Raw genomic sequence first — 15,419 nt, forward strand, 5'->3', positions numbered from 1 at the left:
TCTTACTCCTCGTCGAAGTCGTCGCCGTAGTCACCGGGCGCGCGGCGGGCCTTCTTCAGGGCCTTGCGCTCGTGGGCGCCGATGCGGTCGTTGCGCTCGAGGCGGGCGTCCGTGCCACGGCCGGTCGGCGACATCGTCATCGCGATGCCCGCCGGGGTGGTCGGCTCCCAGTCGAAGACCAGGTCGCCGATGGTGACCTGGCAGCCGGGGATGGCGCCCATCTTCACGAGCTTGTCCTCGACGCCCAGCCTGTTGAGGCGGTCCGCGAGGTAACCGACGGCTTCGTCGTTGGAGAAGTCGGTCTGGCGGATCCAGCGCTCGGGGCGTTCGCCCTTCACGATGAAGCCACCCTCGACCGAGGGGTCCTCGGTCACGGTGAAGCCCTGGTCGTCCACGGCGGTCGGCCGCAGCACGATTCGGGTCGATTCCTTCTTCGGCTGGGCGGCGCGGTACTCGCGCACGACCTCGGCCAGCTTGAACGACAGCTCCCGCAGGCCCTGTCGCGACACCGTCGACACCTCGAAGACCGGCAGGCCGCGGGCCTCGATCTCCGGGCGGACGATGTCGGCGAGGTCCTGGGCGTCCGGGATGTCGACCTTGTTGAGGATCACCACGCGCGGGCGGTCCTCGAAGTTGCCGCCCAGCGCCGGGGTGTACTCGGAGAGCTCCTTCTCCAGCGCGTCGATGTCCGCGATCGGGTCGCGGCCCGGCTCGTACGTCGCGCAGTCGACGACGTGGGCGAGCACGGCGGTGCGCTCGATGTGGCGCAGGAAGTCGAGGCCGAGGCCCTTGCCCTGCGACGCGCCGGGGATCAGGCCGGGGACGTCCGCCATCGTGAAGATGGTCTCGCCCGCGGTGATCACGCCGAGGTTCGGCACGAGCGTCGTGAACGGGTAGTCGGCGATCTTCGGCTTCGCGGCGGAGAGCACGGAGATCAGCGACGACTTGCCGGCCGACGGGAAGCCGAGCAGGCCGACGTCCGCGACGGACTTGAGCTCCAGCACCAGGTCGCGCGTCTCGCCCGGCTCACCGAGCAACGCGAAACCGGGCGCCTTGCGGGCCTTGGACGCGAGCGAGGCGTTGCCCAGGCCGCCACGGCCACCGGCCGCCGCGATCAGCTGGGTGCCCTCGCCGACGAGGTCCGCGACGATCTCGCCCGACTCGGTCAGCACGACCGTGCCGTCCGGGACGCGCAGGATCAGGTCTTCACCGTTGGCGCCGTCGCGGTGCGCGCCGGCACCGGCCTTGCCGTTGGTGGCGGAGGCGTGCGGGCGGAAGTGGAAGTCCAGCAGGGTGTGCACCTGCGAGTCGACGACGAGGATGACGTTGCCGCCACTGCCGCCGTTGCCGCCGTCAGGGCCGCCGAGGGGCTTGAACTTCTCGCGGTGCACTGAAGCACAACCGTTGCCCCCGTTGCCGGCGGCAGCGTGGATCACCACCCGGTCTACGAAGCGGGCCACGGAACTACTTCCTTTCAAGCGATGCAGGTGTGCGGCCGGTTTGCGCAAAGCGGCGCAAAGCGGCGTCTAGCGACAAAAAACGAGGGGCGGAGCCGGGTGACCGGTTCCGCCCCTCGCAGAGGTCTAACTACGTCGCGGAAACGGTCCTCAGACCGCGACCGGGACGATGTTGACGGTCTTGCGACCGCGCTTCGTACCGAACTCCACCGCACCCGGCAGCAGGGCGAACAGCGTGTCGTCCTTGCCGATGCCGACGCCGACGCCGGGGTGGAACTTGGTGCCGCGCTGGCGGATCAGGATCTCGCCGGCCTTGACAACCTGACCGCCGAACCGCTTCACACCCAGGTACTGGGGGTTGGAGTCACGGCCGTTGCGGGAACTGGATGCACCCTTTTTGTGTGCCATGAGAAGTCAGGTCCTCACTTACCGGTGATGCCGGTGACCTCGACGCGGGTCAGCTTCTGACGGTGACCCTGTCGCTTGTGGTAGCCGGTCTTGTTCTTGAACTTGTGGATGCGAATCTTCGGGCCCTTGGTGTGCTCGACCAGCTTGCCGGTAACCGAGAACTTCGCCAGGGCGGCCGCGTCAGCGGTGACGTCGGTGCCGTCGACCACGAGCAGCGCCTGGAGGGAGATTTCGGTGCCCGGCTCGCCCTCGAGCTTCTCGACCTCGACGATGTCGCCGACAGCGACCTTGTACTGCTTGCCGCCGGTCTTGACGATCGCGTACATCAGGACGGAAGTCTCCTGCTACTCGATGGTGACGGGCCATGCGCCAACCAGTCTGGGAACGGTGTTTCCACCACTTGGCACCAGAGGAGGCACACGACAGGACCCGTCGGATGGCGGGCCGTCGTCAAGGTTACGGGAGTGGGTACCGCAGGAGCAAACTGGGGTGCCCGGAACACGTTTGCGCAGGCTGTGCGGTTGCCCACAACGCAAAACCGGGGCCACCCAAGAGGGCGGCCCCGGTCTCACTTCCTCGCGTCAGTCCTCCTGGACCGGCGGTCCCGCGGGCCGCGACACGGCGCGGCGCCTGCGGGTGGTGGTGACCACCGGTGCGGGCATCTGGACCTCGGGCTGCTTCGGCACGTCGACCACGACCGGTGCGGGCGCCTCGGTCGCGACCGGGGCACCAGCGGCGCGCTTGGCCGCACGACGCCGCGGACGGGCGACGGGCGGTTCCACGACGGGCGCAGGGGCCTCCACGGGTGCCACAGGGGCCTCCGCGACGGGCTCGGGCGCCGAGACCGGCTGCGGGGCCGTCTCGGTCTCCTGCACCGCCTCAGCGGGCTCTGCGGGCTCCACGGGCAGCTGAGCGCCGATGCGTCCCGTCACGGCGGGCCGCTGGGAACCGATGCGACCGGTGAGCGCGGGCTTCGCGATCTCGGCCGGCGGCTCCTGCGCCACGGGCTCGACGAGCTCCTCGACCGACTCCTCGATCACGGGCTCGAGCTCGACGGGCGCCGGGTCCTCGGCGACGTCGTGCGGCACGTGGCCGTTGACCGCCTGCTCCTCGACGACGACCGCGTCGACGACGGCCTGCGGCTCCTTGTCGCGGCCACGACGACGGCGGCGACGACGGCCGTGGCCCTCGTGCTCCTGGTCGGCCGCGACCGCGTCCTCGGAGACGTCCTCCGGCTCGCCGGGCTCGACGACCACGGGCTCCGCCGGCGCCTCGGGGGCCTCGACGACGGCCTCGACGACCTCGGTGGTCTCGGGCGCCTGCTCGGCACCGCCCTTGTTGCGGCGCGACTTGCGGCTGCCCTGGGCCTGCTGCTGGCCGCCACCGTTGCCACCGCCGCCGTGCGAGTGCACGGGCTCGGTGGACACGACGACGCCACGGCCGCGGCAGTGCTCACACGTCTGGCTGAACGCCTCGAGCAGGCCGGTGCCGACCCGCTTGCGGGTCATCTGCACGAGACCCAGCGAGGTGACCTCGGCGACCTGGTGGCGCGTGCGGTCGCGGCCGAGGCACTCGGTCAGGCGGCGCAGCACCAGGTCGCGGTTCGACTCGAGCACCATGTCGATGAAGTCGATGACGATGATGCCGCCGATGTCGCGCAGCCGGAGCTGGCGGACGATCTCCTCCGCCGACTCCAGGTTGTTGCGGGTGACGGTCTCCTCGAGGTTGCCGCCCGACCCGGTGAACTTGCCGGTGTTGACGTCGATGACCGTCATCGCCTCGGTGCGGTCGATGATCAGGTAGCCGCCCGACGGCAGCCAGACCTTGCGGTCGAGCGCCTTGAGCAGCTGCTCGTCGATGCGGTACTCGACGAACGCGTCGTTGTTGCCGACGTGCTTCTTCAGGCGGTCCTGCAGGTCCGGCGCCACGTGGCGGACGTACGAGTCGATGACCTCCCACGCCTCGTCGCCCTGGACGACGAGCTGCGCGAAGTCCTCGGTGAACAGGTCGCGGACGACCTTCACCAGCAGGTCCGGCTCTTCGTAGAGCAGCGTCGGCGCCTTGGTGGAGGTGCTGTCGGCCTTCTCCCGGATGACCTTCCACTGGGCCTGCAGACGCGTGACGTCGCGGCCGAGCTCCTCCTCGGAGATGCCCTCCGAGGCGGTGCGGATGATCACGCCGGCGTCCTCGGGGACGACCCTCTTCAGGATGTCCTTGAGGCGCTTGCGCTCGTTGTCCGGCAGCTTGCGGCTGATGCCCGTGGCACCGCCGCCCGGCACGTAGACCAGGAAGCGGCCGGGGAGGCTGATCTGGGTGGTCAGGCGGGCGCCCTTGTGGCCGACCGGATCCTTGGTCACCTGGACGAGCACCGAGTCGCCGCTCGAGAGCGCCTGCTCGATCTTGCGGGACTTGCCCTCGAGACCGGCGGCGTCCCAGTCGACCTCACCGGCGTAGAGCACGGCGTTGCGGCCGCGGCCGATGTCGATGAACGCGGCCTCCATGCTCGGCAGCACGTTCTGCACGCGGCCGAGGTACACGTTGCCCACGATCGAGCCGGAGCCCGACGACGTGACGAAGTGCTCGACCAGCACGCCGTCTTCCAGCACGCCGATCTGGGTGCGGTCGCCGCGCTCGCGGACGACCATCGTGCGGGCCACGGCCTCGCGGCGGGCCAGGAACTCGGCCTCGGTCAGCACCGGGGCACGGCGGCGGCCGGCCTCGCGACCGTCGCGGCGGCGCTGGCGCTTGGCCTCCAGGCGCGTGGAGCCGCGGATGCTGCGCACCTCGCTCTGCGCGGCCTCGGAGTCGGCCTTGTCGTCGCGTGCGTCGCGCACGTGCACGACGGTGTTCGGCGGGTCGTCCTCGGACGTCACGTCCTCGTCGGCGCCGGTCTTGCGGCGACGGCGACGGCGACGACGACGGGTCGAGCTCTCGTCGCCCTCGTCCTCGGCCTCCGCGGCCTCGTCGGACTCGGTGCCCTCCGCGGCCTCCTCGCCGGTGACCTCGTCGGACTCGTCGCCGGCCTCGGCGTCGGTGCCCTTGCCACGACCGCGGCCACGACGGCCCCGGCGGCGGCGACGGCGGCTGTCGCCCTCGTCGTCTCCATCGGCGTCCGCGTCCGCGTCGGCCTCCGCCTCGGTGGCGTCGAGCTCGTCCGCGGCGATCTCGCCGACCGACTTCTCCTCGACGACCGGGGTCTCCTCGACCACGAACGGCGAGACGGGCGCCTTCGGGCGCTCGACCGGCGTCGGCGGCAGGAAGACGGCGCTCGGCGCGGCGAAGACCGGCGCGAGCGCCGGGGCCTCGAACGCCGGGATCGCGGGCGCCTCGTAGTCCTCGGTGACCTCACCGGTGACGACGTCGTCCCAGTCCAGGAGCGTCTCGGCGACCTTCAGCGCCACGTCGCGGCTGACGCTCGACTGCGCGCTGCGGGCGACCTCGCCGAGGTCGGCCAGCGCCGTCATCACGTCCTTGCTGCTGACCTCCAGCAGCTTCGCCAGCGCGTGGACCCGCAACTTGTCCGGCAGGTCCGCCAGTTCAGGGCGTGCGGCAACCACGCCCTGCCCGCCGGTCCCACCGGCAGGCTGTTCCTTGTTCGACATGCAGCTCCTCCACCCCCGGGCGCGTCCCGTGAGGACGCGGCCGCGCAGGGGCCTCTCTTTTGTCTCTCCACCGCTGCTCGCGGCGGGAATCCTTGCCTCGCGCGCAGTGGCGTGGCGCCTCACCGGGCGCACGCTTGCGCAGGTCCCACGACGACGCCGCTGTCAGCGCCGCTCCTCCTGTTTGCGCGTCGCGGCTGTGCGTCCGGCGCTCGTCAGGACTCTCTGTCCTGCTGGAGCGGGTCGACCAGCCTGCCCTCGCCGTCGAGGCGTCCCTGCGCCATCCGGGTTGCTTTCGCAGGTACCGGCGGTACGAGATCGGCCACGACGCGAAGCGCATTCAGCACGTCGTCGGGTCGCACGGTAGGCGTTACCTGCCGCACGACCGTCATGAGTATCCCACACGGTTGTGACAATGCGGCCTCATCGTGTCCGGCGTCGCTCGAACGTGGTTCGACCAGCGCCGACACGACGGCGGGCCGCACGTCGAGCATCTTCGTCCCGCTCTTGGTCAGCCGCTCGACCTCGACGGACTCCGCCGCGAGGAAGACCTCGACCGCCTTCGCGAGCTCGTCCGGGGAGACCCCGTCGAGCTCGATCCGCCACTCGCTCGCGTCGATGCGCTCGGTGAGGTTGCCCCCGTGCGCCTGGACGATGTCGACGACGTCGATGCCGGGTGGCAACGCCTCGTCGAGCGCGGCCTTGAGCGCGACCGGGTCGACCTTCTCGACCACCGAGACCTCGACGTACTCCGCCTCGCTGGCCACGCCGGTCGGCGCGGCGCCGACCCACGACACCTTCGGGTGAGGGCTGAACCCCTGGGAGTACGCCATGGGTACGCCTGCCCGGCGCAGCGCGCGTTCGAACGTGCGAGCGATGTCGCGGTGCGAGGTGAATCGCAGCCTCCCCCGCTTGGTGTAGCGGAGGCGCAGTTTCTGCACCGCCGCGGCGGAGGGGTTGTTGGGCAGGTTGCGGCTCAGTGGTGCTCCCGAGTGGTGTTCCGACGGGTGAGCGGTCCCATCGGCGCAGGCTGTTCGTCCATGAGGACGGTACCGTGAACCTGATACAGAACGTTCAGCTTGTCTAGATCGTTGCGCGTGGCTACGGTCCGGTCGACTGGACGCCCTGCCTACCTGGAGGTCCCTGGTGCCTCTGCCCCACCGCGCGCGAGCGGCGGCGATGACCGCGTTGCTCGTGACCGGGTGCTTGGCGGCGTCCCTGCCCGCCGGCGCGGAACCGGTCGCCACGCCGGAGGCCCCGGCGTGCATCCAGCCGGGTCCGCTGCTGCGGTACCTGGTGGTGTTCCCGCAGGCCACACCCGCTGAGACGGCCAACTCCGAGATCGCCGGGGCGTGCGGTCTGACGACCGTCTACTACCCGCAGATCTCGGTCGCCGTGGCCACCTCGCCGGACCCCGGTTTCCTCGAGCGGATCGGCCCGCAGCGCGCGTACAGCGCCCAGGCCGAGAGCATCGCCAAGCGGTCGGTGAAGCGGAAGAAGGACGACACGGAGCTGTTCCGGCCCTCGGGTGGCCGCTCGGCCGAGCAGTGGGACATGGATCTCATCAACGCGCCGGCCGCGCACGAGATCACCACGGGTTCCAGGTCCGTCGTGGTCGGCGTGCTGGACTCCGGCGTCGACGCCCGCCACCCCGACCTGGCGCAGGCGGTTGCCCCCGAGCTGTCCGCGGGCTGCCTGACCGGCAAACCCGACACGTCGCCCTCGGCGTGGGCCCCGACGACGTCGCCGCACGGCACGCACGTCGCCGGCACCATCGCCGCGGCGGACGACGGCCGCGGCACCACGGGCGTCGCACCGGGCGTGCGGATCGCGTCCGTGAAGGTCGTGGACGACGACGGCTTCATCTACCCCGAGTACGCCGTGTGCGGCTTCATGTGGGCCGCCGCGCAGCAGATGACGATCACCAACAACAGCTACTTCATCGACCCGTACCTGTTCACGTGCCAGAGCGCGCCGGGCCAGCGGGTCGTCTACGAGGCGGTGCGCCGAGCCGTCGACCACGCGACCTCGCGGAACGTGCTGACGGTCGCGGCGGCGGGCAACGCGGCGGCGGACCTGTCCCGGCCGGGCCGCGACTCGCAGTCGCCGACGAACGGCGAGGCGCAGACCCGTCCGGTCGACTCGACGTGCGTGGTGCTGCCCGCGCAGCTCAAGAACGTGGTGGGCGTGTCGGCGGTCGACTCGACCAAGACCAAGTCCGGGTACAGCTCGTACGGACTGGGCGCGATCGACGTGACGGCTCCCGGCGGCGACTCTCGGACGCCCAACGGGTGCGTGCTGTCGACCGTGCCGACCGGCTACGACCACTCGTGCGGCACGTCGATGGCGACCCCGCACGCGGCCGGGGTGGCGGCGCTGATCGCGTCGACGCACCCGGACACCGACGCGGTGTCGCTCGGCCGGATGCTGAACGCGCAGGCGCAGACCCTGGCGTGCCCCGAGGACTACGACCTGAACGGGACGGGCGTGCAGGACGCGTTCTGCACGGGGTACTCGGAGTACAACTCGTTCTACGGGCACGGGCTCGTGGACGCGCTCGCCGCCGTCACGAAGTAGTCGGCCTCAGGGCGTGGCGTAGGCCCTGAGCTGGACCATCAGCGGCAGGCCGTTGTCGTGGACCTGGTAGCCGATCTGCACGGACCGCGCACCGGAGTGCCAGCCGCGGACGTAGCCGTACGGGTACCACTCGTCGAGCTCGTGGACGGGGAGCGCGCCGGGCAGCCAGCCGGCCGCTCGGTGCTCGAACAGCTCCCGCAGAGCGTCCAGGCGCGGCCTGGCCAGCTCTTCCAGCCGTTCGTAGTCGCTGTGGCGCTCGTCGTCGAGGTCCAGCTCCCATAGCTCGAACGTCAACTCCCAGACGATCGTGCCGTCGTGGTCGGCAACGGTCGACGTCACCTCGCCGAGGTCGAGGTCCGTCGCGGCCCTGGCCAGGCCGGTTTCCGTCCACTCCACGTCGGAGCGGAGGAGGCCGAGCACCTGGTCCAGGACCTCGGCGTCGGTCAAGGCGTGAGGGAGGGGTTCTTCACGGGCGAGCCGACGCCGACCGGGGAGATCGGCAGCAGCTTGCGGCCCGTCGGCCCGACCTCGATGTCCGTGCCCATGGCCGGGCAGACACCGCAGTCGAAGCACGGGGTCCAGCGGCAGTCGTCCTGCTCGCGCTCGTCGAGCGCGTCCTGCCAGTCGGCCCAGAGCCACTCCTTGTCGAGACCCGAGTCGAGGTGGTCCCAGGGCAGGACCTCCAGCTCCTCGCGCTCGCGGGTGGTGAACCAGGCGAGGTCGACGCCGAGCGGTTCGAGCTGCTCGGAGGCCTTGGCGGTCCACCGGTCGTAGCTGAAGTGCTCGCTCCAGCCGTCGAACCGGCCGCCGTCGCGCCACACGGCCTCGATGACCTTGCCGATGCGGCGGTCACCCCGGCTGAGCAGGCCTTCGATGAGGCTCGGCTTGCCGTCGTGGTAGCGCATGCCGATGTTGCGGCCGAGGCTGCGGTCGGCGTTGACGGCCTCGCGGAGCTTGCGCAGCCGGTCGTCGACGACGTCCGGGTCGCACTGCGGGGCCCACTGGAACGGCGTGTGCGGCTTGGGCACGAACCCGCCGATCGAGATGGTGCAGCGGACGTCGTTGCGGCCGCTCGCCTGCCGGCCCGCGCGGATGACGTTCTTCGCCATCTCCGCGATCTGCAGGACGTCCTCGTCCTCCTCGGTCGGGAGGCCGCACATGAAGTAGAGCTTCACCTGCCGCCAGCCGTTGGAGAACGCGGCCGACACCGTCCGGATGAGGTCCTCTTCGGACACCATCTTGTTGATGACGCGGCGCATCCGCTCGCTGCCGCCCTCGGGCGCGAACGTGAGGCCCGAGCGCCGTCCGTTGCGGGACAGCTCGTTGGCCAGGTCGATGTTGAACGCGTCGACGCGGGTGCTCGGCAGGCTCAGGCCCGTGTTGGTGCCCTCGTAGCGGTCGGCGAGGCCCTTGGTGATCTCGGCGATCTCGCTGTGGTCGGCGCTCGACAAGCTGAGGAGCCCGACCTCTTCGAAGCCGGTGGCCTCGAGGCCCTTCTGGACCATGGCGCCGATGCCCTCGATGGACCGCTCGCGCACCGGGCGGGTGATCATGCCCGCCTGGCAGAAGCGGCAGCCGCGCGTGCAGCCGCGGAAGATCTCGACGCTCATCCGCTCGTGGACGCTCTCGGCGAGCGGCACCAGCGGCTGCTTCGGGTACGGCCACGCGTCCAGGTCCATCGTGGTGCGCTTGAACACGCGGTACGGGACGCGGTCGCGGTTCGGCACGACGCGCTGGATGCGGCCGTCCGGCAGGTACTCGACGTCGTAGAAGCGCGGGATGTACACGCCGCCGGTCTCGGCGAGGCGCGTGAGCACCTCGTCGCGGCCGCCGGGGCAGCCCTCGGCCTTCCAGTTCTTGACGATCTCGGTGATCTCGAGGACGGCCTCCTCGCCGTCGCCGAGCACCGCCGCGTCCACGAAGTCCGCGATGGGCTCCGGGTTGAACGCCGCGTGCCCGCCGGCGACCACGATGGGGTCGTCCTCGGTGCGGTCGGCCGCGTGCAGCGGGATGCCGGCGAGGTCCAGCGCCGTCAGCATGTTCGTGTAGCCCAGCTCCGTCGCGAAGCTGATGCCCATCAGGTCGAACGCCTTGAGCGGGCGGTGCCCGTCGACCGTGAACTGCGGGACGTCGTGCTCGCGCATCAACGCCTCGAGGTCCGGCCACACGGCGTACGTGCGCTCGGCGAGCACGTCCGGCAGCTCGTTGAGGATCTCGTAGAGGATCATGACGCCCTGGTTGGGCAGGCCGACCTCGTACGCGTCGGGGTACATCAAAGCCCAGCGCACGGACGCCGCGTCCCAGTCCTTGACGGTCGCGTTGAGCTCCCCGCCGACGTACTGCACCGGCTTGGAGATCCGCGGCAGCAGTGGCTCCAACCTGGGGAAAACAGACTCGACACTCACACGACCAGAGTAACGGCCCCCACAGGCGGAGGCCGAATCGCGGGTTCAGTCCAGCAACAACCTCCCCAATCGCCTGGCCGCGACCACTGTTCCGAAGGCCGCCAGCACCGCGAAGTACGCGACGTGGCCGAGCATGCCCCAGTCGACCACGCCCAGCGTGAGGCCCCTCATCATCTCGATGGCCTGGTACAGCGGCGTCCACGTGACGACGGCCTGCAACCAGCCCGGGTAGACCGACAGCGGGAAGAACGTCGTCGAGAACAGGAACATCGGCAGCACCGCGAGCTGCACCAGGTCGAAGTCCTGCCACGACCTCATGAACGTGGTCGCCGCCATGCCCACCGCGGCGAACGCGAACGCGACCAGCAGCGCCGCGGGCAAGGCCAGCAAGGCCCACGGCGAGAAGATGAGGCCCATCCCGAGCATCACGCCGAGGAAGCCCGCCGAGTACAGGCCGCCCCGCAGCAACGCCCAGGAGATCTCGCCGATCGCGATGTCCATCGGCCCCATCGGCGTCGTGAGCATCGCGTCGTAGAGCTTCGCGTACTTGAACTTGAAGAACACGTTGAACGTCGCGTCGTACACGGCGCCGTTCATCGCGCTCGCCGCCAGCAGCGCGGGCGCCACGAACGCGGCGTAGCTGACCGGACGCCCGTCCGGCCCGGCGACCGACGTGACCATCTGCCCGAACCCGAGGCCCAGCGACCACAGGAAGAGCATCGGCTCGAAAGCCCCGCCGACCAGCACGAACCACGCCCGCCGGTTCACCACGGCGGACCGTTCGACGAGCATGCTCGCCCGCCTGCCGTACAGGCCCGGCGGGATGATCCGCCACAGCAGTCCGACACTGGCGGGTTTCGCCTGTGCCCGGTCCAGGGTCTGCGTCATACCGCCAGCCTCCGGTGGAAGTGCTTCACGCCGAGCGCGATCCCGACGGCGACCAACGCGCCCAGGTACGCGAGGTGGCCCAACGCGGGTAAGAGGTCCAACGTGCCGAACGTGGCACCACGCGCGAGCTCGATGCCGTGCCACGCCGGGGTGAGCCACACGACCGGCAACAACCAGTCCGGCAGCTGACTGACCGGGAAGAACGCGCCGGTGAACAACGTCATCGGCATGAGCACGAACCGGAAGATGTTGTTGAACGCGTCCGGTTTGTCCAGCGTCGCGCTGTAGGCGACGAGAGGCGCGCTGAACGCGAGGCCCGCGAGCGTCGCGACGGGGATGGCGAGCAGGATGCCCGGCCCGGCGGCCGCCCCCAGCGCGGCGGCGACACCCACGAACACGATCGCCCTGAGCAGCAGCTGCGAGCCGACCCACATCATCTGCGCGTAGAGGACCTGTGCCGGCGTGATCGGCGTGGCCACCATCGCGATGAACGACTTCTGCCACATGAACTGCGACATGACCGGGAACGTCGACTCGAACGTGGCGCCCTGCACCGCCGTGACCACGACCAGCGCGGGCGCGAGGTACTGCAGGTACGGCACGCCGCCGATCAACGCCGTGGACTGCACCTGCGAGCCGAACCCCAGTCCGAGCGCCAGCAGGAACAGCACCGGCGTGAGGAAGCCCGACACCGCGGTGGCGCGCCAGTTGCGCCGGTACCACGTCCAGGTCTTCTCGAACGCGAACCACGAAGCCCTCAACGTCTGCATCAGTCCACCAACGTCCGGCCGGTGAGCCGCAGGAACACGTCCTCCAGCGAACTGCGCCGCACCAGGCTCTGCACGGGTTGGACCCCGTGCTCGTGCACGGCCTTGAGCGCCGCCTCCCCGTCGCGCGTGTAGAGCAGCAGCCGGTCCGGCAGCACCTCGACGCGGTCGGCGAACCTCTCCAGGTCCGGTTTCTCCGCGCCGGGCTGGAACCGCAGCTCCAGCACCTCCCTGGTGCTGTACCGGTTGATCAGCTCGCTGGGCGACCCCTCGGCCGCGATCCGCCCGCCGTCCATCACGACGAGCCGGTCGCAGAGCTGCTCGGCCTCGTCCATGTAGTGGGTGGTGATGATGAGCGTGACGCCGTCCTGCTTGAGCCGGAACAACCTGTCCCACAACAGGTGCCGCGCCTGCGGGTCCAGTCCGGTCGTCGGTTCGTCGAGCAGCAGCAGCTCCGGGTCGTTCACCAGTGACCGCGCGATCGTGAGCCGCCGCTTCATGCCCCCGCTGAGCGGCTCGACCTCGTGCTCGGCCCGGTCCGCGAGCTGCGCGAACTCCAGCAGCTCCGCGGCCTTCTCCCGGCACCTCTGCCGGGACATCCCGAAGTACCGCCCGTAGATCTGCAGGTTCTGCCGGACCGTGAGCTCGGTGTCGAGGTTGTCGAGCTGCGGCACCACCCCGAGCCGCGCCCGGATCTTGGGGCCCTCGGTCCCGGGATCCATCCCGAGCACCAACAGGTCACCCCCGGTCCGCCCCGACACGCAGGAGATCATCCGCATGGTCGACGACTTCCCGGCCCCGTTGGGCCCGAGGAACCCGAACGCCTCGCCCCGCCGCACCTCGACGTCGATGCCTCTCACGGCCTCGAACGACCCGAAGTGCTTGGTCAGGGCCTTGGCCTTCACCAGGTTGTCCACCCGCCCGACGGTAACGAAGGGGTCTGACAATTCTCGACGCAATTACGATCGCCCCATGCCCGAGCTGCGCTGGCCGACCGAAGCCGACGACACCCTCCGCGCCGAGATCCACGCGGTCGTGCACGACGTGGTCGCGGCAGGTGGCGCGGTCGGCTACCACTCACCGCCGACGTACGACCGCATCTCCGCCTGGCTCGACGGGGTGCTGAAGCAGGTGCGGGACGGCGACGCCGCGTTCTGCACGGCCGTTGTGGACGGTTTGGTGCGCGCGGTGGGGTTGTGGCGGCGGGGTTCCACCGCCGTGTTCCAGCACCGGGCCGAGGTGCAGCAGATCATGGCCCACCCGTCCGCGCGGGGGCTCGGGCTGGGCAAGCTCGTGGTGGAGGGGTTGGTCGCGCACGCACGCGAGGCCGGGATCGAGATCGTGATGCTCGGGGTGCGGGGGAACAACCACGGTGCCATCGAGCTGTACGAGCGCATCGGGTTCCGGGAGTGCGGGCGGATGCCCAACGCGATCGCGGTGGGGGCGGAGCGGTGGGACGACGTGTGGATGTACCTGCCGCTCGGTTATCCGGAGGGGACGACGTTGAACGGCGCCGCGCCGGGCGGGCTGGGGAGCAGTCCTCGACGGGGGTGAACCGGCCGGGAACGACGAACGGCCCCGGCGCGCACGCCGGGGCCGTTCCGTGGAGCCGAAGATCAGAGGTTCGGGAACCAGATCTTGATCTCGCGCTCGGCGGACTCGGCCGAGTCGGAGCCGTGCACCAGGTTGTACTGGACCTCGGTGCCGAAGTCGCCGCGGATCGTGCCCGGGGTGGCCTTCTCGACCGGGTCGGTGCCGCCGGCCAGCTGGCGGAACGCGGGGATCGCGCGCACGCCCTCGACCACGATGGCGACCAGCGGGCCACCGGTGATGAAGTCGACCAGGTCGCCGTAGAACGGCTTGCCGTCGTGCTCCGCGTAGTGCTGCTCGGCGGTGGCGCGGTCGGCGGTGCGCAGCTCGAGGGCGGCGAGCTTCAGGCCCTTGCGCTCGATGCGGGCGATCACCTCGCCAACGAGACCACGGGCGACGCCATCGGGCTTAACGAGAACCAGGGTGCGCTCGGACACGACGGTGTGACTCCTCGAAAACAGGTACGGGATGTGCGGACAAGGGTAACCGCGCTCGTGCGGCGGCCGTCCGGAGGGCTGTGACCGGGGATACTCCGAGATCTCATCGGGGTCCGATGCGACATAGTTCCGCCCGTGAGTGCAAAGCACACGGGTTCCGCGCTGACGGGCGCCGCCGTCCTCTTCGTCCTGCTCAGGCTCCTCGCGGTCGCCCACTACGACTGGCACACCGCGTTCGCCCTCCTGCACACGCTCGAACTGGACGACGCGCCCGGCCTGTTCCTCGGCACGTTCATGGCCGACGACCGCATCAGCACGGTGCTGCTGATGATCGTGACCCCGGCGACGTTCTTCTTCTACCTGCGCACCCGCAAGGACCCGGAACGCGCGCACACGACGGCACTCCTGACGCTGATCGTGCTGGTGGCGTTGATGGTGTCGCACACGCTGACCTACCACCGCTGGTGGCTGTCCGCCGGGGCCGTGGCGATCGGCGCGGTCATGGTGCTCGCCCTCCGCAACGCCCGCTGGCTCCTCAAGTGGTTCGCGTGGATCCTCGCGGGTTCGGCGCTCGCGGTCGCCGCGATCGTCAGCACGCCGTGGGTGCCCAAGGAGCGCATCAACGACAAGGACGAGGTCTACGTGTTCGAGACGAGTCCGGGCTTCCTCAAGGTCCTCAAGGCGGAGGACCGCGAGTTCGCGATCCTCCGCACCGACGAGGTCCTGAAGCGAGAAGAGCTGGCCGACCACTGAAAGCGGACAGGCGGTTCCGCACGCACTGGACAAAGTCCCGCAGGCGGTAACGAGGTGCCGCGGGCAGGCGAACAACCCCGTTGTACGCACCGCGCCACACAACGGAGGTCTGCCTGTGGCCAGCGAATTCCCCGCCGGGCTCAGCCGGTCGGAACTCGACTTCATCATGCGGCACGACAACGACGTCGTCGCGCTCGAGCGCATCGAAGGACCGGCCGCGCTCTGGAAGGTGACGGTCTCCGTCGAGGGCGGCGCGCCGGTGGAGCTGCTCGCGGACAACGGGATCAACGAGATCTACTTCCAGGTCTTCGTCCAGATCGACACGGACCACCTGGTCGAGGCGCTGCGTGCCGTCCAGCCGTTCGCGACGGTCGGGGTCGTCGTCATGAACGACTCGCTGTTCCTGAGAAGCGCGTTCTACATGGACTTCTCCAACGTCCACGCGCTGTCGAACACGCTGCGCGCCGTGGCTCTCGCCTGGACTTCGTACCAGGAGACGATCGCCGCGGCCGCGTGACGAGCCCCAGGGTCGGCAGGC

General features: G+C 70.1%; 15 protein-coding genes. 4 read left to right on the top strand and 11 right to left on the bottom strand.

Translation table 11 applies throughout. The features are described 5' to 3' along the window. Positions 1–2: 2 nt before the first annotated feature. The 5 genes from obgE to ABZX02_RS40440 all read right to left on the bottom strand — a co-directional run bounded on the left by obgE (position 3) and on the right by ABZX02_RS40440 (position 6,405). On the bottom strand, positions 3–1,460 hold the full coding sequence (gene obgE / locus ABZX02_RS40420) for a GTPase ObgE (RefSeq protein WP_355306832.1): 1,458 nt from the start codon (positions 1,458–1,460) through the stop codon (positions 3–5). 147 nt (positions 1,461–1,607) lie between these two features. After that, complete coding sequence (gene rpmA / locus ABZX02_RS40425; RefSeq protein WP_053735607.1) at positions 1,608–1,865, bottom strand: 50S ribosomal protein L27; 258 nt, start codon at positions 1,863–1,865, stop codon at positions 1,608–1,610. 14 nt (positions 1,866–1,879) lie between these two features. Further along, entirely contained in the window at positions 1,880–2,191 is a 312-nt protein-coding gene (rplU, locus tag ABZX02_RS40430; protein ID WP_030479431.1) for a 50S ribosomal protein L21, read from the bottom strand. 255 nt (positions 2,192–2,446) lie between these two features. Beyond that, positions 2,447–5,467 (bottom strand): translation initiation factor IF-2 N-terminal domain-containing protein, encoded by a 3,021-nt coding sequence (locus ABZX02_RS40435; RefSeq protein WP_355306833.1) that lies wholly within the window; start codon positions 5,465–5,467, stop codon positions 2,447–2,449. A gap of 212 nt (positions 5,468–5,679) precedes the next feature. Continuing rightward, positions 5,680–6,405: a TIGR03936 family radical SAM-associated protein gene (locus ABZX02_RS40440; protein ID WP_355306834.1), complete on the bottom strand. Its 726-nt coding sequence runs from the start codon at positions 6,403–6,405 to the stop codon at positions 5,680–5,682. 205 nt (positions 6,406–6,610) lie between these two features. Here ABZX02_RS40440 and ABZX02_RS40445 point away from each other — a divergent pair, with 205 nt between their 5' ends. After that, positions 6,611–8,041 carry a S8 family serine peptidase gene (locus ABZX02_RS40445; protein WP_355306836.1) on the top strand — a complete coding sequence of 477 codons (1,431 nt, stop codon included), beginning with the start codon at positions 6,611–6,613 and terminating at the stop codon, positions 8,039–8,041. Between the two features lie 6 nt (positions 8,042–8,047). Here ABZX02_RS40445 and ABZX02_RS40450 read toward each other — a convergent pair whose 3' ends face one another. Genes ABZX02_RS40450 through ABZX02_RS40470 form a run of 5 tightly spaced genes read right to left on the bottom strand, consistent with a single transcriptional unit; the run spans position 8,048 to position 13,018 of the window. Further along, entirely contained in the window at positions 8,048–8,488 is a 441-nt protein-coding gene (locus ABZX02_RS40450) for a hypothetical protein (protein WP_355306837.1), read from the bottom strand. Beyond that, a complete protein-coding gene (locus ABZX02_RS40455) occupies positions 8,485–10,446 on the bottom strand; it encodes a TIGR03960 family B12-binding radical SAM protein (protein WP_355306839.1) in 1,962 nt (653 codons plus the stop codon). Before ABZX02_RS40455 ends, ABZX02_RS40450 begins: the two co-directional genes overlap by 4 nt. A gap of 45 nt (positions 10,447–10,491) precedes the next feature. Continuing rightward, a complete protein-coding gene (locus ABZX02_RS40460) occupies positions 10,492–11,334 on the bottom strand; it encodes an ABC transporter permease (protein WP_355306841.1) in 843 nt (280 codons plus the stop codon). Beyond that, positions 11,331–12,104: an ABC transporter permease gene (locus tag ABZX02_RS40465; RefSeq protein WP_355306842.1), complete on the bottom strand. Its 774-nt coding sequence runs from the start codon at positions 12,102–12,104 to the stop codon at positions 11,331–11,333. The genes ABZX02_RS40460 and ABZX02_RS40465 overlap by 4 nt, the downstream gene beginning before the upstream one ends. Beyond that, positions 12,104–13,018, bottom strand: coding sequence for an ABC transporter ATP-binding protein (locus tag ABZX02_RS40470; protein WP_355306844.1), 915 nt, complete (start codon positions 13,016–13,018; stop codon positions 12,104–12,106). The genes ABZX02_RS40465 and ABZX02_RS40470 overlap by 1 nt, the downstream gene beginning before the upstream one ends. A gap of 55 nt (positions 13,019–13,073) precedes the next feature. Between ABZX02_RS40470 and ABZX02_RS40475 the strand changes: the two genes are divergently transcribed. Then, on the top strand, positions 13,074–13,655 hold the full coding sequence (locus ABZX02_RS40475) for a GNAT family N-acetyltransferase (protein ID WP_355306846.1): 582 nt from the start codon (positions 13,074–13,076) through the stop codon (positions 13,653–13,655). Between the two features lie 62 nt (positions 13,656–13,717). Here the strand turns inward: ABZX02_RS40475 and ndk are convergent, their stop codons facing one another. Next, on the bottom strand, positions 13,718–14,128 hold the full coding sequence (gene ndk, locus ABZX02_RS40480; RefSeq protein ID WP_355306847.1) for a nucleoside-diphosphate kinase: 411 nt from the start codon (positions 14,126–14,128) through the stop codon (positions 13,718–13,720). A gap of 135 nt (positions 14,129–14,263) precedes the next feature. Here ndk and ABZX02_RS40485 point away from each other — a divergent pair, with 135 nt between their 5' ends. Both ABZX02_RS40485 and ABZX02_RS40490 read left to right on the top strand, forming a co-directional pair. Then, the gene (locus ABZX02_RS40485) at positions 14,264–14,881 is read left to right on the top strand and encodes a hypothetical protein (RefSeq protein WP_355306849.1); all 618 of its coding nucleotides are present in this window, start codon (positions 14,264–14,266) and stop codon (positions 14,879–14,881) included. Positions 14,882–14,996: 115 nt separating this feature from the next. Beyond that, on the top strand, positions 14,997–15,398 hold the full coding sequence (locus ABZX02_RS40490) for a hypothetical protein (protein WP_355306851.1): 402 nt from the start codon (positions 14,997–14,999) through the stop codon (positions 15,396–15,398). Positions 15,399–15,419: the final 21 nt, after the last annotated feature.

The organism is Lentzea sp. NPDC003310 (assembly GCF_040610935.1).
GTDB lineage: Bacteria > Actinomycetota > Actinomycetes > Mycobacteriales > Pseudonocardiaceae > Lentzea.